Origin of the sequence: Sphingobacterium alkalisoli (assembly GCF_005049105.1) — a bacterium.
Taxonomy (GTDB): Bacteria; Bacteroidota; Bacteroidia; order Sphingobacteriales; family Sphingobacteriaceae; genus Sphingobacterium; species Sphingobacterium alkalisoli.
On record NZ_SUKA01000005.1, the window covers coordinates 163,931 to 189,492 of the forward strand.

General features: G+C 37.5%; 29 protein-coding genes and 2 tRNA genes. 15 read left to right on the forward strand and 16 right to left on the reverse strand.

The features are described from left to right. Positions 1–63 precede the first annotated feature (63 nt). Together FAZ19_RS16350 and FAZ19_RS16355 are read left to right on the forward strand one after the other, a co-directional pair. A complete protein-coding gene (locus FAZ19_RS16350; protein ID WP_211245522.1) occupies positions 64–708 on the forward strand; it encodes a thymidylate synthase in 645 nt (214 codons plus the stop codon). A 148-nt stretch (positions 709–856) separates the two neighbouring features. Beyond that, positions 857–1,228 (forward strand): hypothetical protein, encoded by a 372-nt coding sequence (locus FAZ19_RS16355; protein ID WP_136821828.1) that lies wholly within the window; start codon positions 857–859, stop codon positions 1,226–1,228. Between the two features lie 44 nt (positions 1,229–1,272). Here the strand turns inward: FAZ19_RS16355 and FAZ19_RS16360 are convergent, their stop codons facing one another. Beyond that, positions 1,273–1,470 (reverse strand): DUF6965 family protein, encoded by a 198-nt coding sequence (locus FAZ19_RS16360; protein ID WP_136821829.1) that lies wholly within the window; start codon positions 1,468–1,470, stop codon positions 1,273–1,275. 26 nt (positions 1,471–1,496) lie between these two features. On the opposite strand from FAZ19_RS16360, the gene FAZ19_RS16365 reads away from it, so the two are divergent. Beyond that, positions 1,497–1,760, forward strand: coding sequence for a hypothetical protein (locus FAZ19_RS16365; RefSeq protein WP_136821830.1), 264 nt, complete (start codon positions 1,497–1,499; stop codon positions 1,758–1,760). A gap of 101 nt (positions 1,761–1,861) precedes the next feature. Here the strand turns inward: FAZ19_RS16365 and FAZ19_RS16370 are convergent, their stop codons facing one another. The 6 genes from FAZ19_RS16370 to FAZ19_RS16395 all read right to left on the reverse strand — a co-directional run bounded on the left by FAZ19_RS16370 (position 1,862) and on the right by FAZ19_RS16395 (position 5,244). After that, complete coding sequence (locus FAZ19_RS16370) at positions 1,862–3,055, reverse strand: tyrosine-type recombinase/integrase (protein WP_136821831.1); 1,194 nt, start codon at positions 3,053–3,055, stop codon at positions 1,862–1,864. A gap of 113 nt (positions 3,056–3,168) precedes the next feature. Beyond that, positions 3,169–3,253 (reverse strand) — tRNA-Leu (locus FAZ19_RS16375). Positions 3,254–3,258: 5 nt separating this feature from the next. Beyond that, positions 3,259–3,331: transfer RNA gene (locus tag FAZ19_RS16380), tRNA-Gly, on the reverse strand. 238 nt (positions 3,332–3,569) lie between these two features. Continuing rightward, positions 3,570–3,998 (reverse strand): tail fiber domain-containing protein, encoded by a 429-nt coding sequence (locus FAZ19_RS16385; protein ID WP_136821832.1) that lies wholly within the window; start codon positions 3,996–3,998, stop codon positions 3,570–3,572. 198 nt (positions 3,999–4,196) lie between these two features. Continuing rightward, positions 4,197–4,496: a hypothetical protein gene (locus FAZ19_RS16390; RefSeq protein ID WP_136821833.1), complete on the reverse strand. Its 300-nt coding sequence runs from the start codon at positions 4,494–4,496 to the stop codon at positions 4,197–4,199. Positions 4,497–4,761: 265 nt separating this feature from the next. Beyond that, complete coding sequence (locus tag FAZ19_RS16395; RefSeq protein WP_136821834.1) at positions 4,762–5,244, reverse strand: regulatory protein RecX; 483 nt, start codon at positions 5,242–5,244, stop codon at positions 4,762–4,764. A gap of 68 nt (positions 5,245–5,312) precedes the next feature. Here FAZ19_RS16395 and FAZ19_RS16400 point away from each other — a divergent pair, with 68 nt between their 5' ends. From FAZ19_RS16400 to FAZ19_RS16415, 4 genes are all read left to right on the forward strand, one after another. Then, positions 5,313–7,742 carry a bifunctional UDP-N-acetylmuramoyl-tripeptide:D-alanyl-D-alanine ligase/alanine racemase gene (locus tag FAZ19_RS16400; protein ID WP_136821835.1) on the forward strand — a complete coding sequence of 810 codons (2,430 nt, stop codon included), beginning with the start codon at positions 5,313–5,315 and terminating at the stop codon, positions 7,740–7,742. A 2-nt stretch (positions 7,743–7,744) separates the two neighbouring features. After that, a complete protein-coding gene (locus FAZ19_RS16405) occupies positions 7,745–8,338 on the forward strand; it encodes a DUF502 domain-containing protein (protein WP_136821836.1) in 594 nt (197 codons plus the stop codon). Between the two features lie 10 nt (positions 8,339–8,348). Next, positions 8,349–8,954, forward strand: a complete 606-nt coding sequence (locus FAZ19_RS16410) for a LytS family sensor histidine kinase (RefSeq protein WP_136821837.1) — start codon at positions 8,349–8,351, stop codon at positions 8,952–8,954. A 116-nt stretch (positions 8,955–9,070) separates the two neighbouring features. Further along, positions 9,071–9,337, forward strand: a complete 267-nt coding sequence (locus FAZ19_RS16415; protein ID WP_136821838.1) for a hypothetical protein — start codon at positions 9,071–9,073, stop codon at positions 9,335–9,337. A gap of 102 nt (positions 9,338–9,439) precedes the next feature. Here FAZ19_RS16415 and FAZ19_RS16420 read toward each other — a convergent pair whose 3' ends face one another. Beyond that, positions 9,440–9,811, reverse strand: a complete 372-nt coding sequence (locus FAZ19_RS16420; protein ID WP_136821839.1) for a hypothetical protein — start codon at positions 9,809–9,811, stop codon at positions 9,440–9,442. A gap of 277 nt (positions 9,812–10,088) precedes the next feature. Here FAZ19_RS16420 and FAZ19_RS16425 point away from each other — a divergent pair, with 277 nt between their 5' ends. The 3 genes from FAZ19_RS16425 to FAZ19_RS24365 all read left to right on the forward strand — a co-directional run bounded on the left by FAZ19_RS16425 (position 10,089) and on the right by FAZ19_RS24365 (position 11,450). Continuing rightward, positions 10,089–10,496 (forward strand): hypothetical protein, encoded by a 408-nt coding sequence (locus FAZ19_RS16425; RefSeq protein WP_229707623.1) that lies wholly within the window; start codon positions 10,089–10,091, stop codon positions 10,494–10,496. A gap of 178 nt (positions 10,497–10,674) precedes the next feature. Continuing rightward, positions 10,675–11,037 carry an SDR family NAD(P)-dependent oxidoreductase gene (locus FAZ19_RS24360; RefSeq protein ID WP_262709350.1) on the forward strand — a complete coding sequence of 121 codons (363 nt, stop codon included), beginning with the start codon at positions 10,675–10,677 and terminating at the stop codon, positions 11,035–11,037. A gap of 11 nt (positions 11,038–11,048) precedes the next feature. Further along, a complete protein-coding gene (locus FAZ19_RS24365; protein WP_188876149.1) occupies positions 11,049–11,450 on the forward strand; it encodes an SDR family oxidoreductase in 402 nt (133 codons plus the stop codon). Between the two features lie 76 nt (positions 11,451–11,526). Here the strand turns inward: FAZ19_RS24365 and FAZ19_RS16435 are convergent, their stop codons facing one another. The 7 genes from FAZ19_RS16435 to FAZ19_RS16465 form a co-directional block, all read right to left on the reverse strand. Next, positions 11,527–12,951 carry an amino acid permease gene (locus tag FAZ19_RS16435; protein ID WP_136821840.1) on the reverse strand — a complete coding sequence of 475 codons (1,425 nt, stop codon included), beginning with the start codon at positions 12,949–12,951 and terminating at the stop codon, positions 11,527–11,529. Positions 12,952–12,958: 7 nt separating this feature from the next. Further along, positions 12,959–14,275 carry a type IX secretion system plug protein gene (locus FAZ19_RS16440; RefSeq protein WP_136821841.1) on the reverse strand — a complete coding sequence of 439 codons (1,317 nt, stop codon included), beginning with the start codon at positions 14,273–14,275 and terminating at the stop codon, positions 12,959–12,961. A 21-nt stretch (positions 14,276–14,296) separates the two neighbouring features. Then, positions 14,297–14,701, reverse strand: coding sequence for a hypothetical protein (locus FAZ19_RS16445; protein ID WP_169305685.1), 405 nt, complete (start codon positions 14,699–14,701; stop codon positions 14,297–14,299). A gap of 54 nt (positions 14,702–14,755) precedes the next feature. Then, positions 14,756–15,634, reverse strand: coding sequence for a 4-hydroxy-tetrahydrodipicolinate synthase (dapA, locus tag FAZ19_RS16450; RefSeq protein ID WP_136821842.1), 879 nt, complete (start codon positions 15,632–15,634; stop codon positions 14,756–14,758). Between the two features lie 27 nt (positions 15,635–15,661). After that, positions 15,662–17,686, reverse strand: a complete 2,025-nt coding sequence (gene ligA, locus FAZ19_RS16455) for an NAD-dependent DNA ligase LigA (RefSeq protein ID WP_136821843.1) — start codon at positions 17,684–17,686, stop codon at positions 15,662–15,664. 106 nt (positions 17,687–17,792) lie between these two features. Further along, the gene (locus FAZ19_RS16460; RefSeq protein WP_136821844.1) at positions 17,793–18,827 is read right to left on the reverse strand and encodes a glycosyltransferase family 2 protein; all 1,035 of its coding nucleotides are present in this window, start codon (positions 18,825–18,827) and stop codon (positions 17,793–17,795) included. Beyond that, positions 18,824–19,696, reverse strand: coding sequence for a lysophospholipid acyltransferase family protein (locus tag FAZ19_RS16465; protein WP_136821845.1), 873 nt, complete (start codon positions 19,694–19,696; stop codon positions 18,824–18,826). The genes FAZ19_RS16460 and FAZ19_RS16465 overlap by 4 nt, the downstream gene beginning before the upstream one ends. A gap of 131 nt (positions 19,697–19,827) precedes the next feature. On the opposite strand from FAZ19_RS16465, the gene FAZ19_RS16470 reads away from it, so the two are divergent. From FAZ19_RS16470 to FAZ19_RS16480, 3 genes are all read left to right on the forward strand, one after another. Beyond that, positions 19,828–20,439 carry a WbqC family protein gene (locus tag FAZ19_RS16470; RefSeq protein ID WP_136821846.1) on the forward strand — a complete coding sequence of 204 codons (612 nt, stop codon included), beginning with the start codon at positions 19,828–19,830 and terminating at the stop codon, positions 20,437–20,439. A gap of 82 nt (positions 20,440–20,521) precedes the next feature. Next, complete coding sequence (locus tag FAZ19_RS16475) at positions 20,522–21,175, forward strand: hypothetical protein (RefSeq protein WP_136821847.1); 654 nt, start codon at positions 20,522–20,524, stop codon at positions 21,173–21,175. A gap of 19 nt (positions 21,176–21,194) precedes the next feature. Then, complete coding sequence (locus FAZ19_RS16480) at positions 21,195–22,850, forward strand: ABC1 kinase family protein (RefSeq protein WP_136821848.1); 1,656 nt, start codon at positions 21,195–21,197, stop codon at positions 22,848–22,850. A gap of 6 nt (positions 22,851–22,856) precedes the next feature. On the opposite strand, the gene FAZ19_RS16485 is transcribed toward FAZ19_RS16480, so the two are convergent. Further along, a complete protein-coding gene (locus FAZ19_RS16485; RefSeq protein ID WP_136821849.1) occupies positions 22,857–23,456 on the reverse strand; it encodes a sugar O-acetyltransferase in 600 nt (199 codons plus the stop codon). Positions 23,457–23,644: 188 nt separating this feature from the next. Here FAZ19_RS16485 and FAZ19_RS16490 point away from each other — a divergent pair, with 188 nt between their 5' ends. Beyond that, positions 23,645–24,655, forward strand: a complete 1,011-nt coding sequence (locus tag FAZ19_RS16490) for an NAD(P)H-dependent glycerol-3-phosphate dehydrogenase (RefSeq protein ID WP_136821850.1) — start codon at positions 23,645–23,647, stop codon at positions 24,653–24,655. Between the two features lies 1 nt (position 24,656). Beyond that, complete coding sequence (hemF, locus tag FAZ19_RS16495; RefSeq protein WP_136821851.1) at positions 24,657–25,556, forward strand: oxygen-dependent coproporphyrinogen oxidase; 900 nt, start codon at positions 24,657–24,659, stop codon at positions 25,554–25,556. Positions 25,557–25,562 lie beyond the last annotated feature (6 nt).

Consider the following 25,562-nt stretch of genomic DNA (forward strand, 5'->3'; position numbering starts at 1 on the left):
GCTGGCAATTTGTGCATTTTGTCGTTGTGAGAGGTGCAAATATACATATTATAATAAAAGACCATGGAAGTTATCAATAAATATCACTCTGTTTTGAGAAAGATCCTGAACAAAGGAAAGGTTCAAGAGAATAAGAAGGGAATCATCAAATATCTACTAAACCAAAAGCTTAGTTTATACCCCGGGGACTTACTGGATATTTTCGAAGGTCATCTCATTGCTCGTAAAAAATTATCTGCAGAGTTGGAGTTATTTCAGAAAGGAGAGAGGCTTACTGAACGGTATAGGGAGATCGGGGTCAGCTGGTGGGACTACTGCGGACCGATACTTGTAAATTCTTATCCAACATATTTCGAACAGCTCCCCGGATTGATTAATAAAATTAATAAGGAAAGGAGATCCTCAAAAAACTATGTGCTATTCCTGGGATCGAATGGTACAGAAAGTAATCAACAGCCGTGTCTGTCTCTTATTCAATTCCAGATAGATAAAGGAAAGTTGGTAATCAGTGCTTACCAAAGATCTTCGGACGCGTCTCTAGGTTTGCCCGCTGATATATACCACCTGTACCTGATCAGCCGGCAGATCAAGCTGCCATTGAAGTCAATTACAATTATGTTGGGCAACGTTCATATTTATGAAAACAACTTAGAGTCAACTACGAAATTGTTAGATGGCGATAACGTTAAATTCAGCTTGAACGTGTAGAAAAAAAGCCACTCTAACGGGTGGCTTCATAAAACATTAACTGCAGCTAATTTCTTGCGACTATAGTTATTTTATTTCTATCCTATTTTTTGTTGATATTCTGGATTTAAAAATATATTTTTATGTAAAATCAATTTAAAAACAAATTATGGGTAAAATCTTTTATGGAACGGATAGCGTCAAAGAAGTCGCTATGCAAAAAGCAAATAGTGCAGCAAAAAATTACAAATCAGGAAAATGCTACACTCCATCGAGCAGGATCGCCAATTCTTGCACTTTTAATGAATCTACTAATCTTTGGACTTGTTATTCAGCAGCGCATCACCATTGGGGGAGTTGCGGATCAAAAGAAATAACTAGCCCGCATCATGGTGGACCTAATCCCACACCTCCTATTGTTATTCCACTACCGCATCCATTCCCCGACGACTTTATTGTTGACCCTGACACAAAAGAAAAATTAGACACTAGTGTTGAGCAATATGAAGATGCGTCGGAAGAAGACTATCTAAATTCGTAATAATTAAGGGTTATACATCTTCGATAATATATCGAAGATGTGGCCTATTTAGTGGCTTCATAAAACTTCAACAACCGACCGTAGGCTGGTGACTTTGTGATATCCTTCTGCCACTGGTCACACATTAAGAACTGGATGTGTAGGAACTTATCCACATCAATGACGTTCTGATCGGGACCAATCTTAACGGTTTCGGGATATTCTTTGCCCAATAAGGCGCTGCGTAATTCTTGTACTGTCATTGCGCAAAAATAGCTAATTTTGAACAATGAAAACAGCAACGATCACGGTTAGGAGTAAAACAACAACTTTTGAGTATATTGTACTTAATCTTTTAGGTACGATTTACGCAAAGGTTACGTGGGTCAATGGGGAATCAACGCATTTCTATAAAGGCTTATACCACGACAAATCGCGTTGGGAAAATAGGGGCATGCCTGATGATCTCATTGATGTATTGTCAGAAATTTTTAATAAAGAAGAGCCAATTAATGAACATGCGGTCGATAATTGGAGCACTCCAAAACGGTAATCATCTAACTGTCTCACCAGAGCGAAAGCCAATAAGTTACACGGAATTTCTTAAGCGCTCATTTGTAGGCGATATAGCCATTTTTATTTTTGTCGTATCTATTAAAAATCAATAGTTTTCCCTTTCATAGAACTGCTGTCAATAACGAGCTCTCTTTTGTAGGCTTGGAAGCTTTCATAATCTTTATGACCGGTCAGGCTCATAACTTCGGGATCCGAGAACCCAGCACTTAACAAGTTAACAACACGAGTATGTTTCCAACCGTACAAAGTATATTTATCATCCAAGCCTAATTTTTCTTTTATAGGTCTAAACAAGTCAGAAAAGTAATTTTTGTAAACCCGTTCTTCACAGGTTTTTCCATTTTTACCAAAAACATAATAGTTAGGAGGCTTGTTTGTTAAGTCGAGATCCAAAATTATCTGATGAAGTTCATCACAAATAGGTACTAGTCGATCTCCGGTTTTTGCTGTAGGGGCAATAGCTTTGATTTGCCGACTATCTAAGTCGATATGTTTTACCTGAAGCAAACTGATTTCTCGTGGCCGCATACAAGAATAGAAAATCCATTTCATATAATTATATAGTTCGGGAAAAGCTTTAGCTTCTTTCTTTACAGATTTGGCAACAGTAGGAGAGTAATATCTGTTTTTTTCTGCACGATCTAGCTTTAAATCCAAATCAGCGATCTCAACTTTATAAATTAATCCAGGGAAGATTTTCTTTTCGAGAGAATAGACTTTTTTTGTAAATGTTTTTATAAAATTTATGTGGTTGTTATATGTTCGGGAACTCCATTCATATTCATCAAAGCTATTATCCAAAAATTCAATGAAATCTATTGAAGAGACGTTTGCTAACGGAAGTTCCAACTGGTCTTGGGCATTAAACCAAAACTTCATATTTTCAATAAATGTCTTATATGTTTTAATCGTATTATCCGAAAGATTTTTCTTTTTGCAGAACTCTAAATATTTGATAAACGCTTCCGATACGGTCCAGTTAGGTTCTGGTTGTGTATCAATTTCTATTTCCTCAACAAATATTTGAGATTCCACTTGCTCACCGGGAAGGAAAGGATTAAAACCATTTTGGAGAGCTAGAATAATGTCTGCTTTCAATTCTTCAGCTGCTTTTTGTTTTTCTTCCGGGTCGTGAAAATAATTTATGCCGTCACGAACATAAAATCTTTTAAATTTACCTGGTTGATCTGGAATCTCGAAATCATAAATAACCCTCCAGTCTCCATTTGCTGGCCTTATGATGCCCACACTTTTGTACTTTTCAGTTTTCATAAACCTTTTCCTCCGTTTTATATTTGACGACTGAAAATGTGCTGTTTTATGTGCTGGCACATTCTCAGAAACAGAAAAACCTTCCCTATTTTCAATAGAGAAGGTTTTTAAAGTACCTAGGGCGGGAATCGAACCCGCACTCCCTTAACGGGAACAGGATTTTAAGTCCTGCGTGTCTACCAGTTCCACCACCTAGGCAACTGAGCGAAAGACGAGATTCGAACTCGCGACCCCAACCTTGGCAAGGTTGTGCTCTACCAACTGAGCTACTTTCGCTTGACGTGGTGCAAATATAGAGCTTTCGGCTAAATCTCCAAAATAAAAAGGTGTTTTTTCTGAATTATTTCCAGTACGATTGGAGAGATGTTCTGATGTAATTGAATCAGAAATAGTTACAATTGAGAGTTTGTCGTGCTTGGAAGATAAGAAAAGGAGGGCACCGAAAATGGGGAGAAAAGCCAAAATTGTCTAGAAAGCGTACACTTAAAACAATTTTGGCATTCTATTGTGTCTGTTATTTTGATTTTAAGTTATTTACTTCCTGTTGTAGCGCCTCAATTTGTGCCTGTTGCTCTTTGAGAGCTGCAACCAATAAGGGAATAAGGTCATTTGAGTTGACCTCTTCATATTTCGCTACCTTTGAAGTATTTTTTCCGGCAGTATAAAATTGAGATGATTCTTGTACCATATCTGGAAATACGCCCCCCACGTTACTTGCTAAGAAACCATATTGATTTCCTGAGGGTAAGTTTAGTTTTTTATACTTATCAGTGTTGTAAACGAATGTAACCGGTTCAAGAACTTTTATGCGCTCTGTTGAATTAGAAATTTTGTCTACATTAATTTTTAATTCCTGCTCATCCAATTGTTGTGCGTTTACGATTATGCATGTTCCAAAGGTTAATGCCAAAACTGAAGTTAAATTTGCTATCGAGATTTTCATTTTAAAAAATTAGCTGTTATTCTTAAATTAAACAATATGCCACCTCTTGTTTCTAAGCAATGTTGCTCCAAACGAAGTTGCTATCTGTGTTTGCTGATTTGATTGCTTTACACATATTTAATTCACGCTATTGCGTAGTTATATGTGAAATGTTACGTAATTGCGATCATAGATACGCTATGATACATATAAAGACTGTTAGGAAATGTTTGGAGGCGGACAATGGAGCCGTATAGGAATGTGGGTTACTTTCGTGTCGCCAGAATCAAAATAACGGTCAAAATGGAAATTGATTTCTAAAGGAGCTAAGACATTAGTGATATAATAATCATCATCTGCTTGTCGCTCGCTGTCTGAGTCGTCTGACGGTTGGGTATTTGTGTTTTCGGAGTATTCCGTGTCGTATAAGCTTTTCTCTAAAACAGCATACATACACGTGGTAACCATTAGGAAAAATCCGAATGATAATAATATGTATGTAAACTTTGTCTTGCTCATTAACATAGTGTTTATATCACGTAGCTATGCTTGTGATATGAGTTACAAATATAGAAAATTGAGATGTAAAATCAGTTAAAAATTCATGATTTATTTCTATTGAAATGGCTTTGTTACAACTACTTAAATAGTACTAATTAATGTATTAAGATAGTTTAAATAGTTCTTTTTTTATATTAATTATGTGTTATTTAGGAGAGAATTTGATATTTGATGTAGCTGCATATGGATACGGGGAGATTTATTCAATTTTATCAAAATTAACTTAAGAATCTTTATGTATTTTCTCGAGAATGATATCGCTTTCGTATCCTTTAGCAGAAAGATAGTTGTATATTTTGGATTTCAGCTTTAAATTATATGGCTTTTTTTCGCCATTTGTTTTAAGATCTATTAGATGGTTGATTTTATCCTCGTATTCTTCGGAATTTATTGTGTTAATTGCATTCTTAATTAATTTTTCGGGTATTTTTTTTAGCTTGAGATGTTGTCTTATTTTTACTTTTCCCCAGCCTTTAATTCGGAATTTACCAGATGCGTATGCTATAGCAAACCGCTCCTCATTTAAGAAATTTTCGGTGATAAGTTCGGCAATAATATTTTCTGCGTCATCCGAGTGCATTCCCCATTCGTACAATTTATCCCTTAGCTCTTGTTGTGCGCGTTCCTGATATGCGCAATAATTTTCGGCTTTTAATTTTGCCTGAAGAGGAGTGTAGTTTTTTTTAGTATAACGAGGGTCATCCATAAGTACAAATGTTCAAAAAATAGCTAACTTATTAAAAATAATGATGAAATTCGTAGCAATATTTCATTATGTACACAATAACTTCTGTATTACAAATTCTTTCATCTGAACACTATTTTCTTTCTGACCACGGCCAGGCGATAAGTGAATTGGTTTATGACAGCCGGAAGGTTCGTAATGTAAAGGAGGGACTGTTTTTTGCTATTAAAAGTAGCAGGGATGGTCATCAGTTTATTCCCGATGCGTATGAAAAAGGCATTAGAAGTTTCGTGGTATCGGATGAGAATTTCTCGATTTCACCTTATCCTGATGCTAATTTTATTTGGGTGGAGGACGCGCTAAAAGCTATTCAGGCTTTAGCAGAATTTCACCGTAAGATGTTTACGATTCCGGTCATTGGTATTACGGGAAGTAACGGAAAAACTATTGTCAAGGAATGGTTGTACCAGTTGCTATCCGTAGAACATAATGTATATAGAAGTCCGAAGAGTTATAATTCCCAACTGGGGGTTGCCCTCTCAGTTTGGAATCTTCAGGCGGATCACACAATAGCGATTATTGAGGCAGGTATCAGTCGAGCGGGTGAGATGGAGGCGTTACAGAAAATGATAAATCCGTCGATTGGCATATTGACAAACCTCGGTATAGCACATATGGAAGGCTTTTCTTCCAAGGCTGAAAAATTGGAAGAAAAATGGAAGCTCTTCAAGAATGCCAAACATGTTTTATTTTCTTCTCATTATGTAGCTGAAGTGGAGAGTATCCAAAATAGATTCACTTGGGGCACAAGGGAATCTGATGATTTGCATATTCTGAATCTTTCAAGCCTACATGCTGAATCAAAGGTAACTGCTCGATACCGAGAGAAGGATTTTGAGTTCATCATCCCTTTTCAAGATAAGGCCTCCATTGAAAATGTGATTACCTGTATTATTGTGATGATACGTTTGGGCTATGATTTTTCCGTTATTCAAAACCGTATAAAAGGATTGAAAAGGTTAGAGATGCGGTTGCAGTTGAAGAAAGGTAAGAATAATTGTAGCATCATTGACGACACCTATTCCAATGACTTGGCATCTCTGCAGATCGCATTAGATTTTTTGAATCAACAAAATCAATACTCAGAAAAATCTTTAATATTAAGCGGTTTTGTAGATGTAAAGTCTACACAAGAGATGATGGATAAACTGACTCATCTGCTGAATAACCAGATGCTAAAACGCGTTATACTGATCGATCCTTCTTTGTTTAGTGTCGCGGCTGAGATACATTCTGAAGTTTTATGTTATACGTCTACGGCAGAGTTGTTAGCGGATCTTCCACGAATTCATTTTAGTAATGAGACCATACTGATCAAAGGAGCGCGTAAGTTTCGTTTAGAAGAAGTGAGTCAGCAACTGGTTGAAAAATCTCATGATACAGTTTTAGAAATCAACCTAAAGGCCATCGAAAACAACCTCATACATTATAGGAGCTTATTACGTAAAGACGTAAAATTAATGGCCATGGTTAAGGCTTTTTCTTATGGAAGCGGGAGTTTCGAGGTAGCTAATATCTTACAGTTCAATAAGCTAGATTATCTGACGGTAGCTTTTGTAGATGAAGGTGTAGAGTTAAGAAAGGCCGGTGTGACCTTACCTATAATGGTATTAAGTCCGCATGAAGGTACCTTTGATGATATTTTGTCTTATGGATTAGAGCCAGAGATATACTCTATGCGAATTTTAAACGCATTTATTAAATTTTTAGTTGATCGTCAGATCAAGGATTACCCAATCCACATTAAACTAGATACCGGTATGCATCGATTAGGATTTACGGCAAACGAATTGGAAGATGCATTCGCGGTTCTTGATAACAGTTTACAAATCAAAGTGGTGTCCGTATTCTCGCATTTAGCTGCTTCAGCTGATATAGCATTAAAGGAATTTACTACGCGTCAAATTGAAGAGTTTAAAACGTTAGCGTTCAGATTGGAGAGCGTTTTAGGATACACCGTACTCAAACATATATGTAATACGGCGGGAATTGTAAACTGGCCAGAGGCACAAATGGATATGGTACGGCTGGGGATTGGGCTCTATGGAATTGATCTATCTGATAACGCACTACATTTAGAGCCAGTAAATGTACTTAAAACCACTATTTCGCAGATAAAAAAACTGAATAAAGAGGAGACTGTTGGGTATGACCGGAAAGGAGTCCTAAAACGTGATAGCCGTATTGCAACTGTCAAAATAGGCTATGCTGACGGATACGATCGGCGTTTTGGAAATGGAGTCGGTAAAATGATGATCGCTGGTCAAATTATACCTGTAATAGGTAACATTTGTATGGATATGTGTATGCTGGATATAACTGACATAACTGCAAATGAAGGAGACGAAGTGGTGGTTTTTCCAGATTTGCTGCAAGCAGCCAAAGATATTGGGACTATACCTTATGAACTGTTAGTTGGTATTTCATCACGTGTGAAAAGAATTTATTTTTACGAATAATTATGACAAAGAAGATTTTTCAGAAACTACTGTATTATTTAATTAAAGGGACTTTAGTAGTAGTTCCTCTGGCCGGAGCGGTATTCCTCATTATTTGGATAGTAGCGTCTTTAGATAACACATTGAATATTACACAGCATTTTTTGGAGGATGAAAAGGGGCATCCTTTGTATATTCCAGGGATCGGTATTTTAACAGTTATTATACTATTAATTATTGTTGGAATTATATTCACTAACCTTGTCACTGATCCTATTAGAAACTGGCTTAACCGGACCATAAAACGCATACCATTATTTAATACATTGTATTCGTCCATTAAAGATTTTACCGAAGCTTTTGTAGGTGATGCTAAGAAATTTAACGAACCTGTTTTGGTCGAGATCAATGAAACTGGAATGAAAAAGATTGGTTTTCTTACGCAGCGAGATTTAAGTAGACTGGGATTGCATGATGAAGTGATTGTTTACTTTCCATATTCCTATTCTTTTGCTGGACAAGTTGTTGTGGTTAAGAATGAACGTGTAAAGAAACTAAATATGAACGCGACAGACGCCATGAAATTAGTAGTTTCTGGAGGAGTAAGTGGTATTTAAAATAATAGATATGTCGGGTTTTATTGATCGTATATTTGGAGGTAAATCGGAGGTCGATGTAGCTAAAGCTAGATATGCAAGTGCCTTATCATTTGAACGAAGTCAATTGGATAAGTGCTTGCTGGGAGATTATTTGAAGAAACATCCGAAGATTTATTGTAGTTCCTTTAATCAATTTTTACAGGGTAATTTGATGAAAGCGGAAGATCGATTGATACCATTATCCGAAGAATTGGATTGCCTCAAAGAATATATTGAATTATACAAAACAATTCGGGAAGCGCATTTTTATGTTGAGTATGAATTTCCTATAGAGGTAGCTTCATTACAGATATATCCTTTTATGATGTTTCCAATGGTTCAAAATGCTATTCAAAATGGATACAATACCATGGAAAAGCATCCGATCAAAGTTCGCATTAAAACTATCCATGAAAAAGTACAAATGGAAGTGAGTAACAGAATTAATCATCATGTTGTAAATCAAGGAAATACTCATTTCGTGGAATTTTATAAGCAACGTTTATTTATTCACTATCCTGAAGATCACGAACTGATAATGAATAGTAATAGCAATAAATTTAAAGCAACGGTTAGCATTCAGTTGAATAATTGAGATTTTATTTTTAAAATATAATCGTAAATATTCCGCAATTGCAGTATTTTAAATGCACTATTTTTTATATTTATATCGTTAATAGTATAAATAGATGTCGATTAAAAATTAAGAGTATGGTAGGTACATTGATAGAAAAAGAAGAGATTGGTAAGTATAAAATTATTCCTGCAGACATAAATAGAGTAGTCGAGCTGAACCAAAAGCTTAGTAATGCACAACGCTTAGGTAACGAGTTTAAATCGAAAGTCGCTATAATATTTCAAACAGAGAACGGCCCCAAACGTATCGAGACAACCGTCTGGTCACTGACGGATAACTATATCCAGATTAAAAGTGGTGTCTTGATACCTTTGATTTCACTTATTTCTGTAGAATTTTAAAAATACCAAAATTTAAATTTTGATTTTTTTTCCTTCCCTTTGTCTATTTATTAGTTAGATTTAATAAAATAGTTGTTAAAAATGCAGCGGAGTGTCGACGGTCTAATATATGCGAGGACTTTCTAACAAATCGGTGACGTAACCTAATATCTCAAACTCACTATTTCCATCCTCTAGCATTGAAAAGGTGAGGTACGCAGCATAGATTTCTCCACTAAATACAATATGTTTATCTGCGACTATCGTATCTACAATTTCGTCTCGCACATCTATACCGATATGGACTAATTCGTTGTGAAGATTTGTGGAGATGCTTTCATGGCATTCTCCCGAAGCAAATCCTACGATAATATGAAGAATGAGCTTGTCCAGAGTATCTGGATCCAATTTAGTAGCGTAGAGCGCAAAGTCAAAACGTTGTTTGGCACTATTAACGATTTTGTCCCAGATTAGGTATTCCGTTTTCGTCTGCATAACAAGAAGGTTTATAAAACTGACTTAGGTAAATGTAATGAAATCTTCTCTAAAAAGTAAATTTTTGATCAAAAAATTATTTCATCATTTTTAATATTGATATGATGTCGTTAAAAACTATTTACTAAAGCTAGCGTTATTACTATAGCCGCTAAGTAAAGGTAGTGTAATATACACGGCATGATGGTCATTATTGAAATATTTGAAGGTTAGATATTAATAGCACATTTTGAATACGAAACTAATAAAACGTTTATAATTTATAACAAAAAGGAAAATGATGATTAATATAGCAAAAGATCCAGAGGACGACTTTTTAGACGATGAAAATATTCCAAACGATGATGAAAATTTATTGGAAGTAGATGACCTGAGTTTTGACGAAGAAAAAGGAAGCTACGAGTTGGATGTGGACGATGATGACCCGGATTGGGATCATCCTGCCGATTATGCTACCATTTCAGAAGGTGCGGAAGAGGATTCCTCGGGATATGATAACTCTAATCCTTTAGTAGGAAATGAATATGCGGAATTGGATGAGCTAAAAGAACAGAATCTAAATCGTTCCAATATGCATATCACTTCTGAAGAAAGTCTAAAAGTTTCTACACGTGATGAAGAGTTATCTCAAACGGAGGAAGACTTTCGGGATGATCTCGATGAAGAAGGTTATCGAAAAGAATAAGGCGAGAAATTTCTCGCTTTTTTTGTGAAAGTGTTTATTTTATTGCCAATCTTTGTTTTTAAAGGCATCAATAGGTTATCAAGAACTTACACGACACTTTAAGCCTGTTGATGGTGTGAGAAGGTGTCAGATTTGTTGTTGCAATAAGTCAGAAGATACAAATTAAGGGATTAAATTTATGCAAATATCATTAAAGGGAAAAAAAGCTTTAGTAGGTGGAAGTTCGTCTGGTTTGGGTAAGGCTATTGCATTGCAACTGGCGCAATGTGGTGCTGACGTTACATTGATGTCTAGATCGGCTGAAAAGTTGAAAGCGACCTTGACCGAGTTAGACAGCACTCAGGGTCAAAATCATGGATACATCGTAACTAATTTTAATGATTATGCTGATCATAAGAATACGCTGAACGAATTTTTTAGAACGCACAGTATTGATGTGTTAATAAATAATACAAATGGTCCGCAGGCGGGGACACTTTCGTCAAAACAAGAAGAGGACTATCAGCAGGCGTTTGAATTGCTGTTTTTACAACAAATCTAGCTTTGCCCCATATGAAGGCACAGGGTTTTGGCCGAATTATTAATGTTTCATCCATGACAGTAAAAGAACCGCAGGATGGTTTGGTACTATCTAACACCATGCGGACTGCTTTGGTTAGTTGGAGTAAATCGTTGTCCAATGCGGTGGCGGCAGAGGGTATTACGGTGAATTCTGTCCTTACGGGATATTTCGATACCGATAGATTGAATAGCCTTATGCAAGCGCAGGCAGATAAAGAAGGAACTGCGCTGGATGAGATCAAACAAAAAAGAATACAGTCCGTACCGATGAATAGGTTAGGGGAACCAAAAGAATACGGGTATCTCGTAGCTTTCCTCGCCTCAGCGTATGCCTCTTTTTTAACAGGAGCTTCCATTCCATTGGACGGCGGTATTGCTAAAACACTATTCTAACAGCATTACGGAACATACATGCTGTCTTTTATGGTTGTTGTTTATAGCAAACATAAAAGACAGCTTTATCGACAGGCTACGACTGTGATTTATTCCTTTTTACCATCAGGTAACTCAACCACAGTATTAATAACCATATCGGAATAAGTTCGACGGATATCTTAAGTCCGGTAAACCACATCATCACCAAAACACCAACTAAAAATACCAAACAAACCACGTTACTGATCGGGTAGAACAGCGAAGGGAATTTCGTTTTAACACCCTCTTTTATTTTCTGCTTTTTGAAATAGATATGCGTTAAAGATATCATTATCCAATTGATCACTAGAGAAGATACAACTAACGACATTAAAATCTCTAGCGCTTTTTCGGGAATGATCTTATTAATAACAATACATACCGCCACTAAGATCGCTGAAACAATTATGGCAGCGATGGGCGAATGATTTTTATTCAATTTTTTCAAAAATCGAGGAGCGTTTCCTTGTTCTGCTAAGCCATACAACATTCGCGAATTACTATATACACAGCTGTTATAGACGGATAGCGCTGCGGTAAGTACAATTACATTCAGTACATTGGCAATGATCGTGGTAAAGTAATACGTTTTATCCAAAAACGTAAATTCAAAGCTATTCAGTGCATTAAATACTTCCACGAACGGACTGGTATCAGCAGTAATAGCACGCCATGGCATCAAAGAAAAGAGGATAAATAAAGCACCTACATAGAATATCAAAATACGAACCAACACCTGATTTGTTGCCCTTGGGATATTCTTTTCCGGATTTTCAGCTTCGGCGGCAGTGATCCCGACTAATTCCAGTCCCCCAAAAGAGAACATAATCATGACCAGTGCCGCGAGCAGCCCCTGATAGCTGCCATCTTGGGCGTTGGTAAGCCAACCTTTTGGGAAAAATCCGCCATCATTATACAGGTTTTCTACAGTTGCTCGTTCTCCTGCAGATCCACTGATCAATAAGTACGATCCAAATAGAATCATAGCAATTATCGCTGCGACCTTTATGATAGAAAACCAAAATTCAGTTTCTCCGTATACTTTTACGGAGGCTAGATTAATCGAATTGATGACAATAAAAAAGAAGGTACTGGATACCCACAATGGTATTTCTGGCCACCAAAACTGTACATATACGCCAATGGCGGTCAACTCGGCCATACTGACCAATATATACAGAACCCAATAATTCCAGCCCGATGAAAACCCGCCAAAAGCCCCCATGTATTTATTGGCGAAATAGCTAAAGCTACCCGAAACGGGTTCTTCTACGACCATTTCCCCCAACTGGCGCATGATAAAAAACGCAACAATTCCAGCAATAGTATAACCTAATATAACCGAAGGGCCTGCCAATACGGCCGCCTTTCCTATTCCCAAAAAGAGGCCCGTTCCAATGGCGCCTCCTAATGCGATGAGCTGTATATGTCGGTTACTTAATCCTCTTTTGAGTTGTTTATTCTCGTCCTTTTCTACCACCTTATCGTCAATTTTTGTTTGTTTTATTATGAATGGAGATCGTTCCTACGCCCAGTAATTCATCCCAGTATGTTCCTATACGCCTATTATATACCAATACTAGGTAATCATTTCCGGTGGCGTAGAAACTATTTGTAAACGCATTGGTGATGATCTGGCCTTCTGGAGTTTCGAGCACATACTCATAATCATAAAGCCCCTGCTTAAGCTTCAGCGTAAGCTCCCAATTCTTCGACGTCGGGTTATAGGTGAGTCTATTCTGCTCATTTCGTTGAAAGTTATTGAAACCACCTACAAGGTGAAGATTTCCGGTTATCTTCTGGTTCGTCTGTAGTGAAAAATGCACGTCCGCATAGTCTGATTGGATCTCTGCATTTTCAAAATCTAGATTGCGGATGTAAAACTTTCCATTTTCATCATAGGTGTCAGCGTAGCTGGCATCCCGTAAATCCTCGTCGGTTAATACGTTGATCGAGACGAGACTGTCATTTTGAATTTGTTGAACTCGATTAGATCCCAATCGGAAACTACGTAAATCTACAAATCGAAATTCATTGTTCCCTAAAAAATCCAAAGTTTCGCTGTTGTTATATTTGATCTCATTATTTCCAATAAACATAGGCTTGGTTAAAACCATTTTGTTGTCCTCGCGTTGGTTTTGAAATACATGCACCTGTAGATCACGCTCCGGATTGGGAATGGTTAATGACGGTGTTTTGAGGGATACATCGATCTTCTGATTAGTCATTCTTTTTGATACCTCTACCGAAGGAAGGATGTGAGTCCCAACTTGAATTAATGGACGCACGACATAGAACCGTCTGGTTACAACCAATCGTGTTTTATCTGCATCTTCATATACCTTTAATAAGTAATTTCCTGCAATTTTAGGCTTTATATACTCATTTGGAAAAGCTACTTTATAATGTGTATAGGCTTGGAACGTTCCTTGCGATGGAAAAAAATTATCAAGACGGTCTTCGTTGTACCCTTCAGCATAATCTAGTGGTGATACGCGGCTCGGTTCCCAATTAGCGTTGCAATGCTCGATACTGTAATAATAACTTCTTACATCAGCTCGGAGATCGTCGAAAGAAAGGAGTAACTGTTCTTGACTACCCAACGTATATATGGGAAACTGACCTTCTTTGCCCGTAGGAAAGAGCTGCACGGTATTTATAGCTTCTAAATAACTCTTATTATCATATATCAGTTCTTGCGGAGGGGATTGTTCAAAATTTTCACGCGTCTTTTTTTTTCGCTGCGCTTCGGTTTTAGATAAGGTAAAGTAAAGTAGTGTTAGTAAGATAAAAGCTTTGTTCATACAATTATTTCTACAATACCTCTATTTCATATTTACAATTCTATCTACTACGAAGACGGTATGACCTCTCCAAGGAAGTACACCATGATATTCTTTATAATGCAGATCGAAAAATTTGCCGCTATTTAGTTCTAGTTGCTGAAAGATGGAATCATCATCTACCGAAAATACAAATTCGTTGCTGGTAATTCCTCCCGTCTTTCCGCTTCCGAAACCTTCCTGGATCAATTTACCTTCATAGGTTTTAAATAAGTTTCCTTTTTTAACGGCATAATTTAAATATCCGGATTTTACGCCTTCACCGAATACAAAATAATATTTATAATAAACGAAAGCCCCTAAACCAAGGAAAATGATCAATAAAAGCCAGCCTATTACTTTTTTAACGACTGACGACTTTTTTTTAGTACTATTGATTTCTGCCATAACAAATCTATTTTACAGGAATAAAGATAATAGAATGTTTGGTTATTAAGAATTTTAATTTATACGTTGTAATTCGTCCTGAATATCTTTTTGCGTCGTTTCTCCGATAGGCACTAAGGGTAGGCGTACATAATCACTACCTATTCCTATTTGCTTCAAGATGTATTTCACACCGCAAGGGTTACTTTCCACAAAACATAAATCCGTGATTTTAAGTAATTCACTGTGGATTGTACGGGCCTGAAGAAAATCTCCTTCGGCGCATAATTTTGCCAATGTGCTTACTTTCCTAGGCAATGCATTTCCCACTACAGAGATAATCCCCACGGCACCCAGTGCCATCATAGGAAGGGTTGCGGGATCATCCCCTGAAATCAATAAGAAGTTTTCTGGTTTGTCACGTAGTATCTCCGAGAATTGCGCGTAATTGCCAGAAGCGTCTTTAATACCCACTACGTTCTTAAAATCCTTAGCCAAACGAACGATCGTGGCTGCGCTCATATTACTGCCCGTTCGCCCCGGTACGTTATAAAGTATCACTGGCAATACTGAAGCTTCAGCAATGGCTTTATAGTGCTGGTAAATTCCTTCTTGAGTTGGTTTGTTATAATAAGGTGATACCGATAGGATTGCACAGTATCCTTGAGTGCTAAATTCTTGAACATGTTTTACAATTTCCACCGTATTATTGCCCCCAATTCCCGCCACTAACGGAATTCTTCCATTTACTGTCGTTGCCGTAAACGCCCAAACTTGCTTTCGTTCTTCAGCCGTCAAAGTGGCAGTTTCGCCCGTTGTGCCTAATGATACTAAGTAGTTCATTCCTTCCGCAATTTGAAACTCTATTAGCTTTCCTAACGTTTCAAAATCAATCGTTCCATCTGCATTAAATGGTGTAACCAATGCCACCCCTGCGCCGTGAAGCTCGTTCATGTTGAATAAATTGTATTATATAATTGTTTAATTTTGATTAATCATTTTTAATAGATCCTGATCTGAAATAATAGGAATTTTAAGTTTCTCTGCTTTGACAAGTTTAGAAGGTCCCATCTTATCTCCTGCTATCAGATAATCTAATTTGGCAGAGATACTGCTCAGCAGCTTGCCACCATAAGATTCAATCAGCATTCCCAGTTCTTCTCTCGAAAAATCAGCAAATACACCGGATATCAAAAATGTTTTGCCAGAGAGGCTTTCGCCAGCTAACAGGATTTCTTTCTCCTGTATTGCAAAATTTAGCCCGTATTGGGCTAATTTATCGAGTTCGGCGAGATGAGCGTCTTCGTGTAGATACTCATATACACTTTCTGCTATCCGGATTCCAGCATCCTGGACATTGGCGATATCTTCGACACTGGCATTTTTCAGATTTTCAAGTGATTTGAAATGTAGCGCCAGTTTTTTGGCAACGGTTTCACCTACATGCCGGATCCCTAGTGCGAACAAGACTTTTTCAAAAGGTTTTTCTTTCGATTTTTCCAATCCAGCAATCATATTTTCGATAGACTTTTGACCGAACCTCTCTAGGTTGACTAACTCATCCTGTCGGGTCGCTAGCGAATACAGATCCGATATGCGTCGAATTAAACCCAATCGATAGAAAGTTTCAATCGTTTCCTTGCCCAATCCCTGGATGTCCATCATTTTACGGCCGATGAAATGTTGCATTTTACCAACGATCTGCGGACGACAACCGTCCTCATTCGGGCAATAATGAACGACTTCGCCATCGCGACGGATTAATGTTGTGTCGCACTCGGGGCATGCCGTAGGGTAGAGGATCGTCTTTGCACCTGCAGGTCTTTTTTCGGGATTAGCGGCTATGATTTTTGGAATGATTTCTCCTCCTTTTTCTACAAAGACCGTATCTCCGGTATGTAAATCCAGTCGCGTTATTTCATTTGCATTGTGAAGTGTCGCGCGCTTTACTGTCGTACCCGCCAATAAAACAGGTTGCAAGTTGGCTACCGGTGTCACCGCTCCGGTACGACCTACCTGATAACTTATGCTGTTAAGAATTGTTTCTACGCGTTCGGCCTTGAATTTAAAGGAAGTAGCCCATCGCGGTGATTTTGCCGTGAATCCCAATTCCTCTTGGTAGGCATATTCGTTTACCTTGATGACAATTCCATCAATATCATATGTCAACTGGTTTCTTTGGATATCCCAATAATGAACAAAATTGAGTACTTCATCAATCGAAGTGCAAAGTTTCGTTTCATCACATACCGGAAATCCCCATTCTTTTACAGCTTGAAGACTATCCCAATGTGTGTTGAAAAGTTTGTTTCTATTTTCGGTATACAAGAAATAAAGGAAACAATCTAGCGGCCTTTTAGCGACCTCGCCTGAATCCTGGAGCTTAATCGTTCCCGAAGCAAAATTTCTCGGATTTGCATAGGTTTGCTCGCCGTTATCTTCCCGTTCTTTGTTGAGTCTCAGAAAAGCTGATTTATGCATAAATATCTCGCCTCTAATATCGAAAGAGGCAGGATATGATGTTCCAGCTTTTAATTGATGCGGGATGCTTCTGATCGTCTTTACATTGTTGGTAACCTCATCACCTTGGGTACCATCTCCACGTGTGATGGCACGTGCCATTTTGCCGTTTTCAAATGTGATGGATATCGAAAGCCCGTCGAATTTGAGTTCACAGACATAATCTACGGGATGGCCTATCGCTTTTTGTACCCGTTCATCAAAATCCCGAAGCTCCTGTTCATTATACGTGTTGCTTAGGGACAACATTGGCCAGCGGTGTGCTACCGTGTTGAATTTAGAGGTGATATCTCCGCCCACTTTTAACGTTGGTGAGTTAGGGTCCCTAAATTCGGGGTACTCGTTTTCTAATGCCTCTAATTCCTTGAGTTTTTTATCGAAATCAAAATCAGAAACGACAGAATTTGCCAATACATAATATTGGTAATTGTACTCATTTAATTCTGTTGTTAACTTTAAGATTCTATCTTGAATATCTTGCGACATAGGTTACGAAAATAAGAAATTTTAAGGGGGAAAATAATTTTATACCAATATTTTAACCCATTAAAAATAAGTGAGAAAAGTTTGATAATATTAAAATTCGGTAATGCTACTTATTGTGAAAATTATTTACAGATAGCTTATTGTATTTTTGTATTTTGTTCGTGTAAAAATCCCAAATTATGCATTTTTTATAAAGTCCAGTTTTATTTTCTTTTGCATTATATTTTTTTCTTTTTAACGCCGTTTTAAAAAAATATAGAAAGAAATATTGGTGAGCACGGCTTACAGCCCAAGCGTCGCGTGGTTTACCTTCGGCTAAAAAATGTAGTAATGCGATAAGATCCAACCATAGGCGAGTCCAGATAACTGCTAATGCACGCCAAAAAGGAAGGTTTTTTTGGAGCATAAGTAGATTATTACGGAAATTAAGATATGTCTTTTTGGGGTTGCTTGTATTTAGTGTTCCGCCACCCACATGATATACAATGGATTTGGAAGTATAACCAATTTTATAACCCATTTTTTTAAGTCGCCAACACAAATCAATCTCTTCCATGTGTGCGAAAAAATCCGCGTCAAATCCACCTGCTTCGTGCCACGCACTGGATTTAATAAATAATGCAGCACCAGTAGCCCAAAAAACCTCATTTTCCGCATCATATTGACCTTCATCTTTTTCGGTAATATTAAGTATACGACCCTTACAAAAGGGATAACCAAAATAATCGATATGCCCTCCGGCAGCCCCTGCATGTTCGAAGTGATCCCGTTGATGATATGCCCTGATTTTAGGCTGTGCGGCTATAAAATCTTTTTTTTGCATAAAATCAACAACTGGCTCTATCCAAGAAGGAGTTACCTCCACATCCGAATTGAGCAAAACAAAATAATCTGCTTCCACCTGTTGAAGTACTTTGTTATATCCGCCGGCAAATCCATAGTTGTCGTCATTTTGGATAATGCGGATTGTGGGATAATATTCCCTGACAAAGGATACAGAATCATCTGTAGAGGCATTGTCTCCGATAATAAATTCAACATTTGGGTAAGTACTATTGTAAACGGAAGGCAAAAATTTTTCTAAAAAAAATTTACCGTTCCAATTTAATATGACAACAGCAACTTTGGGATATTCTATCATTTTTCAGTTGTTCTTGTTCTTTTCCATCGACGATGTGTCCACAACCAATATACCGGCTCTTCACGAATCATTTTTTCTGTGAATTTGTTGTGTATTTGCGTTATTTCATGCTTTTGATACGTTGAGGGATTTTCTACTAATGTAGTAAATTTACAATAATAGTGACCTCTTTTTTCTTTCCTACCGATGTGACAGTATACTACAGGACTTTCCGTTAGTTGAGCAATGCGTTCCGCACCGGTATATACTAGGGTGTCTTGGTTTAAAAACTCCATAAAATAGTCTGAATCTTGATGCAGGGGAGTTTGATCAGCTACAAACATACTCATATTGAGTTGATTTTTTAACCTGACCAGATGACGTAGAATCTGCTTCATTGGCACCATCGTTGCTCCAAATCGCGTGCGTAAGCTATTGTATACCTGATCAAAGTCCTTATTGTTCAGTGGTTTGTAAATGATAAGACGGGGATATGCCGTCATAAGTGACATCCGGTAGATTCCCAACTCCCAGTTCCCATAATGTGCTGTCACGCCGATTACAGATTTTCCCGTCTCAAAGTGTTTGTACACTTCTTCTGGATTTAATAATTCAATGCGAGCAACTATTTGTTTTTCTGTAATGGTTCGCATTTTTAATGCTTCCACTATGATATCCGGAAAATAATGAAAGAACTTTTTCGCAATTTGCTTAATTTCATCTTCTGATTTTTCCGGAAAAGAGTTTTTTAAATTGGTAATAACGATCGATTTTCGGTATTTGCAAACGTAATAAAGGACAAAGTATAAAATATCGGACAGGAGGTACAATGCCCAAAAAGGCAGCAAAGAAAAACTAAATAGTAAACCTGAAATAATCTTTTTATTCATCAATACAGTTTGCTGCATACGATCTGAGCCACAAACTTAGATAAAGTTGTATATAAAAGCAATTTATTCAGTTGTGTATAATCCCTAAATAAAGTTATTTTTGCTTCATAATTTATAGTTAATTTTAGTTTATGTCCACTCAACTGTTATTATCGGCAACGTATCTTCCTCCGGTCTCTTATTTTCACGCGATCTATCAACACGATCTTCCTATTGTTTTAGATAAATATGAACATTATCCGAAACAAACTTATCGTACCCGTGCTAAGATCGCTACCGCTAATGGAATTTTAGAATTGTTTGTTCCGATAGTGCATGGCCGTAAGGAGCACGTCGCGATGAAAGATGTACGAATCAACTATGACCACGATTGGCAGCGATTGCATTGGCAAAGCTTGCAGACTGCATACCGCAGTTCGGCATATTTTGAGTTTTATGAGAATGAGTTTGAACAATTCTATGAAAAAAAGTGCGAGTTTTTGTTTGATTACAATCTATCGCAATTGGAATTAATCCTTAAACTATTGAAGATTAATAGAAGTATTTCCTTTACGAATAGTTATGAAAAGGCTCCCTCCGGAGTGTTAGATTACAGAAATCTTATTCATCCCAAAAAGCCATCTATTTTTGAAACACCAAAACCATATTATCAAGTGTTCAACGATAGGGTAGGTTTTATCCCCGAACTCAGTATTATAGATTTGATTTTTAATCAGGGACCGCAAACTAAAAACTATTTATAAAAACTTTTAGCAAAAAAATAAATCTTCCTTTCAAACCTTTTTGCTTAATTTATTGTTACATAACAAACTGTGCAGAAGATTGATGAAAAGTCTATTTATTACCGTGGTTATTGTTTTTTCCTATAACCTATCCTTTTCGCAAAGCGGAACGGATACGCTACATTACAAGAAAGTGTATTATTTCGCGGGCACGGGGATTGGTATTCCTCTCGGCAAAACTAAAAATGTACTTTCGCCAAAGTTGTTCTCGGGGAGTATGGGGTTAGACATTACGTTAAGGAATCCGAGGTACTATCTTTACCCAGCCCTGTACTTAATGTCGTTTAACTATGACCAATTGATAAATGATTCGGAATACAATCGAACGGTCGAAAATGGTAGAGCCAATTTTTATATGCTTAGCCTTGCTGGGGGTACACGTAAACAATATGATCGATTGAATACCTATACCTACCTTGGGCCGACAATAGGATTGGTTAATGAACCTCGTGCTAATGACCTAGGAAATAAGGTAGTTATGGAAAGTAAATATTCTTTGGCACTTGGTACAAAATTGGGCTTAGGGGCCGATTATAAATTCAAAGGTTTTTTCCTTGGAGCCGAAATGGGATATATGTACAATGTGAATAAGATACAGGGAAATCCAGTCCATGTGTTAACATTTATGATTGGTCTAAAATCGGATATCACCCGATTAGGTGAGAAAGTGGTGGACATATTGTCGTCGTCTAAATAAGTAATAAAATGCTGAAGTCATGTATGGACTTGAAAAAATAAAACGAATAGGCAAGATACTTAAGATTTTATCAAAATACGGCTTTGATGAAGCAATCTCCCGATCCAACATCGATCGCATACTTCCGGATAGTTTCTTGCTTTGGAATAATCATACACGCAAAATATTTGAGGAAGATTTTAATGTCCGTATCCGATTGGCAATAGAAGAATTGGGGCCGACTTTCATTAAATTAGGCCAATTGCTAAGTAATCGGGCAGATATTATCCCAGAAGATCTTCGTCAAGAACTTATAAAACTGCAAGACGATGTTCCCAAAGAGGATATTGATATTAAGTACCGTCTAAACCAGGAGCTTAATATACAACCTGATGAACACTTTGAATTTATCGATCCCGTACCTATTGCAGCGGCTTCCATTGCGCAGGTATATAAAGCGCAACTGAAGGATGGAACCCAGGTCATTTTGAAGATCAAGCGATCGGGTGTCGATTCGATTATCCGTGTGGATTTGGATTTTATAAAAGATCTCGTAAAGCTGTTGGAAAAAAAATATGAGATTTTTTATAAAATGAATCTCTATCAGATTGCCATCTCCTTCGAGAATTCATTATTAAAAGAGCTTTCTCTTACGAATGAACTCAATAATATTGAACGTTTCAGAAGAAATTTTACGGGGAATAAAGAAACCCATGTGCCTAAGGTATACCGTCAATATAGCTCTGATGAGATGTTATGTATGGAACTTATCGATGGTGTAAAAGTGAATGATATAGCAAGTTTGGCGACATTTGGCCTCAGTCCAAAATCAGTCCTTCAAAATGTATTGGACCTCTATCTTGAACAAATACTTATACATGGATTCTTCCATGCGGATCCTCATCCCGGAAATGTATTCGTAAATAAAAAAGGACAGATCGTTTTCCTGGATTACGGAGCGATGGGATTTATGGTGCCGCAAGATAGAGGAATAATCGAATCCATGGTGATTAATTTTTTGATGAGTGATGCAAAGGGGCTGCTAAAAAATATTAAAAAGCTTGCGGTAGTGCACCATATTGAGGATGAAAGAAGTCTTGAAAGGGATGCGTACGAAATTTTTGAAATGATTAAGCAGAATGCGTTAGACGATATTAAGATTGCTGTTATGTTACAGAAATTAAACGTCATATTGCAGACCAATCATATATTGATGCCTGATTTTATATATATACTGTTACGAGGCATATCTATACTAGAAGGTACAGGCCGGCAGTTGAATGCGGAGTTGAATATCCCTGAAAGTATCTCTCCATTTGCCAAAAAGATTGCCGATCAAAAGTTTTCTGCAGAATATTTGACAGAAAAGTTTAAAGAAAAGGCCCTGTTTTTAAAGGACGTGATGATCGACGTACCCATGGATTTATTATCTCTGCTTGACAAGCTAAAAAATGATAAAATTACGCTAAATCATAAGATCAGGGATTTTGATCACCTTCAGCTTATTCTTCACCGGATAGGTAATAAGTTTTTACTGTCCATTTTAGCGATGACGTTTGGTGTTGGAGCCAGTATACTAGCGCATGGTAGAGTAGGTTATTTACTATGGGGGATGCCGATCATTTCCTGGCTGGGATTTACGATGAGTTTTGTATTGAGCTTTATCCTGCTGATACAGCTAGTTAGAAGCAAGTGATGTTATTCATCTAATCTTTAGTTCCCTGTAATAATAATGCTTGTCTTCTTCGGTGATTGTTCGGAGAATTCGGCACGGATTCCCAACCGCTACTACATTTGCCGGAATATCTTTGGTAACAACCGATCCAGAGCCGATAACGGTATTTTCACCAATAGTTACACCGGGATTAATCACTGTATTGCCCCCAATCCAAACGTTGTCGCCGATTGTAATCGGAATAGCATATTCCAACCCTGTATTGCGCAATTCATGATGAATTGGATGTCCCGCCGTGAATAAAGAAACATTGGGTGCTATCATCACATTATCGCCGATGCGAACAGGTGCACAATCCAGGACGGTGAGATTATAATTGGCGTAAAAATTTTCGCCAATTTCAATATTGTAACCGTAATCACAGCGAAATGGAGGTTCGATATAAAACATCTTTTCTGTTTTGCCAAATAGATCTCTGATGACCTGCTTTTTTGCCTTTACTTGTCGGGGTTCCAATTGGTTAAACCTAAAACATAATGTCTGCGCGAGTAATCTGTCTTCAGAAAGTGTTTTATCATTTGCAAAATATGCTTCTCCCGCGATCATTTTTTTCTTTTCAGTAATCATTAGTACGTAGATGTTAGATATGAGATGTTAGACTTGAGATATTAGCAATTAATTCTAACAAAGATAATAAAAAGGGACTTTTTTATATCGGTGTCGCGTATTCATTTTTGTACCGAAGTCGATATAATGAGGGGTATAAACGATAGTCTTTCGCGTAATATTAAGTATCTTTGCGCATGGTTTTGAATATGCAAAGAATATCTAAACATGCAGTTAGTGTCATAGGAAGTGGTAGTTGGGCTACTGCAATGGTCAAGATGTTAGCAGACAATAAATTAGAAAAAGAAGTTTTTTGGTGGGTACGTAAGGAAGAAGATGTCGAATATATAAATAGATACCGGCATAACCCCACTTACCTTAGTGCAGTGGAGATAAAGCTACACGAGGATCATGTATTGTCCGACGTTCGGCAGGCAATTCAATCTACTGATATTGTAATCTTAAATACACCGGCAGCTTACTTAAAGATCGCGTTAAGAGGGGTAGAGAATCAAGATCTGGAAGGGAAAATTCTCGTTTCGGCCATTAAAGGAATAATCCCGGACGAAAATTTAATCGTTGGCGAATACCTAAATCAAACCTATGGCGTCCCATTAGACCATATTGTCGTGATAGGCGGCCCCTGTCACGCCGAAGAGGTGTCTCAAGAGAAGCTTTCCTATCTTACATTTGCTTCCAAAGATCTAAATAAGGCACAAATCGTTGCAGATTTACTATCTAACAGGTATATTAATGTCAATATTTCGGATGATGTTTTGGGTGTTGAATATGGAGCAGTTTTAAAAAACATATACGCATTGGCTGGAGGAATATGCCACGGGTTGGGGTACGGAGATAATTTTCAAGCGGTGTTGGTTTCAAATGCTATTCGTGAGATGGAATATTTTGTACAGAAAATTGATCCTGCCGACCGGGAAATAAATGCTTCCGTTTATCTTGGTGATCTCTTGGTAACTGCTTATTCGCAATTTAGCCGCAATCGAACCTTCGGTAATATGATCGGTAAGGGGTATACTGTACAATCTGCTCAGTTGGAAATGAATATGGTTGCCGAAGGGTACTATGCCTCCGGGTGTATTCAGAGCATTATCCATAAAAACAATTTAGAAATGCCAATATGTAATATGGTGTATGAGGTATTATATAATCATCGGCCTGCCATATTTGAAGTGTCAAAATTAGCTGAAAAATTAACATAACATGATCTCAAAAGGACATATCGCAGATACCTACATGACTATACAAGATGAAATTACGCAAGCCTTGGAAAAGTTGGATGGTGGCGCAAAATTTCAGGAAGAATTATGGGAACGTGATGGCGGCGGTGGTGGCCGCACGCGGATCATGCAAAATGGAAATATCATTGAAAAAGGAGGCGTTAATTTTTCAGCTGTACACGGTAAACTCCCTGCAGCTATTAAGAAAGCTTTCGGCGTAGAAGAAGATGAATTTTTCGCCACAGGAGTTTCCATCGTTATTCACCCCAATAATCCGCATGTTCCGATAATCCATATGAACATCCGATATTTTGAACTAAATGAACAGACCAGATGGTTTGGTGGTGGTATAGATTTGACACCACATTACGTAGTAAAGGAAGACGCCCAGTTTTTTCATCAACAGCTTAAATCGGTTTGCGATAAACATCATCCCAATTTTTATTCCGATTTCAAAAGCTGGGCCGACAGCTATTTCTTTATCAAACATCGGGATGAAACGCGAGGAATAGGAGGTGTTTTTTACGATAAACTAACGCCTGAAAAGACCAATTTGAACTTTGAGCAGATTTTTGATTTTTCGTGTGATTTAGGTCGTATATTTGCACCTACTTATATAGATCTGGTAAACAGACATCGTACACAGAATTTCAGCCGACGCGAAAAGGATTGGCAGTTACTACGCCGCGGTCGTTATGTCGAATTCAATTTAGTATACGACTCCGGGACTAAATTTGGTTTAGAAACAAATGGCCGCATTGAATCTATATTGATGAGTTTACCGGCACAGGCGAATTGGGTTTATGATTTTAAAGCCGAACCAGGGTCGGCAGAACAAGACACTTTAGATTTATTAAAAAAAGATATCAATTGGGTGAACTAATTCACA

Bases quoted from the DNA above. Each gene is read 5' to 3' on its own strand.
- FAZ19_RS16485 (WP_136821849.1), bottom strand. From the start codon at position 23,456: ATGATTACTGAAAAGAAAAAAATGATCGCGGGAGAAGCATATTTTGCA.
- FAZ19_RS16445 (WP_169305685.1), bottom strand. From the start codon at position 14,701: ATGGCAGAAATCAATAGTACTAAAAAAAAGTCGTCAGTCGTTAAAAAA.
- FAZ19_RS16480 (WP_136821848.1), top strand. From the start codon at position 21,195: ATGTATGGACTTGAAAAAATAAAACGAATAGGCAAGATACTTAAGATT.
- hemF (WP_136821851.1), top strand. From the start codon at position 24,657: ATGATCTCAAAAGGACATATCGCAGATACCTACATGACTATACAAGAT.
- ligA (WP_136821843.1), bottom strand. From the start codon at position 17,686: ATGTCGCAAGATATTCAAGATAGAATCTTAAAGTTAACAACAGAATTA.
- FAZ19_RS16475 (WP_136821847.1), top strand. From the start codon at position 20,522: ATGAAAAGTCTATTTATTACCGTGGTTATTGTTTTTTCCTATAACCTA.
- FAZ19_RS24365 (WP_188876149.1), top strand. From the start codon at position 11,049: ATGAAGGCACAGGGTTTTGGCCGAATTATTAATGTTTCATCCATGACA.
- FAZ19_RS16465 (WP_136821845.1), bottom strand. From the start codon at position 19,696: ATGAATAAAAAGATTATTTCAGGTTTACTATTTAGTTTTTCTTTGCTG.
- FAZ19_RS16350 (WP_211245522.1), top strand. From the start codon at position 64: ATGGAAGTTATCAATAAATATCACTCTGTTTTGAGAAAGATCCTGAAC.
- FAZ19_RS16365 (WP_136821830.1), top strand. From the start codon at position 1,497: ATGAAAACAGCAACGATCACGGTTAGGAGTAAAACAACAACTTTTGAG.
- dapA (WP_136821842.1), bottom strand. From the start codon at position 15,634: ATGAACGAGCTTCACGGCGCAGGGGTGGCATTGGTTACACCATTTAAT.
- FAZ19_RS16355 (WP_136821828.1), top strand. From the start codon at position 857: ATGGGTAAAATCTTTTATGGAACGGATAGCGTCAAAGAAGTCGCTATG.
- FAZ19_RS16370 (WP_136821831.1), bottom strand. From the start codon at position 3,055: ATGAAAACTGAAAAGTACAAAAGTGTGGGCATCATAAGGCCAGCAAAT.
- FAZ19_RS16420 (WP_136821839.1), bottom strand. From the start codon at position 9,811: ATGCAGACGAAAACGGAATACCTAATCTGGGACAAAATCGTTAATAGT.
- FAZ19_RS16460 (WP_136821844.1), bottom strand. From the start codon at position 18,827: ATGATAGAATATCCCAAAGTTGCTGTTGTCATATTAAATTGGAACGGT.
- FAZ19_RS16425 (WP_229707623.1), top strand. From the start codon at position 10,089: ATGATGATTAATATAGCAAAAGATCCAGAGGACGACTTTTTAGACGAT.
- FAZ19_RS16405 (WP_136821836.1), top strand. From the start codon at position 7,745: ATGACAAAGAAGATTTTTCAGAAACTACTGTATTATTTAATTAAAGGG.
- FAZ19_RS16385 (WP_136821832.1), bottom strand. From the start codon at position 3,998: ATGAAAATCTCGATAGCAAATTTAACTTCAGTTTTGGCATTAACCTTT.
- FAZ19_RS16490 (WP_136821850.1), top strand. From the start codon at position 23,645: ATGCAAAGAATATCTAAACATGCAGTTAGTGTCATAGGAAGTGGTAGT.
- FAZ19_RS16470 (WP_136821846.1), top strand. From the start codon at position 19,828: ATGTCCACTCAACTGTTATTATCGGCAACGTATCTTCCTCCGGTCTCT.
- FAZ19_RS16390 (WP_136821833.1), bottom strand. From the start codon at position 4,496: ATGAGCAAGACAAAGTTTACATACATATTATTATCATTCGGATTTTTC.
- FAZ19_RS16410 (WP_136821837.1), top strand. From the start codon at position 8,349: ATGTCGGGTTTTATTGATCGTATATTTGGAGGTAAATCGGAGGTCGAT.
- FAZ19_RS16415 (WP_136821838.1), top strand. From the start codon at position 9,071: ATGGTAGGTACATTGATAGAAAAAGAAGAGATTGGTAAGTATAAAATT.
- FAZ19_RS16360 (WP_136821829.1), bottom strand. From the start codon at position 1,470: ATGACAGTACAAGAATTACGCAGCGCCTTATTGGGCAAAGAATATCCC.
- FAZ19_RS16440 (WP_136821841.1), bottom strand. From the start codon at position 14,275: ATGAACAAAGCTTTTATCTTACTAACACTACTTTACTTTACCTTATCT.
- FAZ19_RS24360 (WP_262709350.1), top strand. From the start codon at position 10,675: ATGCAAATATCATTAAAGGGAAAAAAAGCTTTAGTAGGTGGAAGTTCG.
- FAZ19_RS16400 (WP_136821835.1), top strand. From the start codon at position 5,313: ATGTACACAATAACTTCTGTATTACAAATTCTTTCATCTGAACACTAT.
- FAZ19_RS16395 (WP_136821834.1), bottom strand. From the start codon at position 5,244: ATGGATGACCCTCGTTATACTAAAAAAAACTACACTCCTCTTCAGGCA.